Annotated in this window: 1 protein-coding gene; it reads left to right on the top strand. The window is 61.5% G+C overall.

Going from position 1 to position 616, the window contains the following annotated elements:
* Nucleotides 1-535 (top strand): glutamine amidotransferase-related protein (locus ACR0E6_RS22620; RefSeq protein ID WP_480587607.1); only part of this gene is annotated, 535 nt, incomplete at its 5' end.
* Nucleotides 536-616 lie beyond the last annotated feature (81 nt).

The following is a 616-nucleotide window of genomic DNA, read 5'->3' as shown; positions in this document are numbered from 1 at the left end:
GCGCTGCCTGGCCTCAGCCGGGTGCGACGTGACCGTCCTGCCCGCTACCGCAACGGCGGCCGAGGTTCTGGCGCATAACCCTGACGGCGTGTTCCTGTCCAACGGCCCCGGCGACCCGGCGGCAACTGGCGAATATGCGGTGCCGATGATCAAAGAGGTTCTGGAGACCACCGACCTGCCTGTTTTCGGCATTTGTTTGGGTCACCAGATGCTGGCGCTGGCACTGGGCGGACAGACCGTCAAGATGAACCACGGCCACCATGGCGCCAACCACCCGGTCAAGGATCTGGACACCGGCAAGGTCGAGATCACCTCGATGAACCACGGCTTTGCCGTTGATGCGCAGACCTTGCCCGATGGCGTGGTGGAAACCCACCGCTCGCTGTTTGACGGATCGAACTGCGGCATCCGCATGACGGACCGCCCGGTCTATTCGGTGCAGTACCACCCCGAGGCGTCGCCCGGCCCACAGGACAGTTTCTACCTGTTCGAACGCTTCGCTGCAGCCATGGCGGACCAAAAAGCACAAGCTTAATACGGAATTCAACAACGTTAACCGCGCGTTAACCCTGTTCAAGCAACCCTGCCGAGCGTGACTTTCGGCAGGGTTTTCTTA

The organism is Ruegeria sp. AP12 (genome assembly GCF_056540025.1).
Note: the sequence above shows the minus strand (reverse complement) of the source record. Positions and strands in the feature narration are given on the sequence as shown.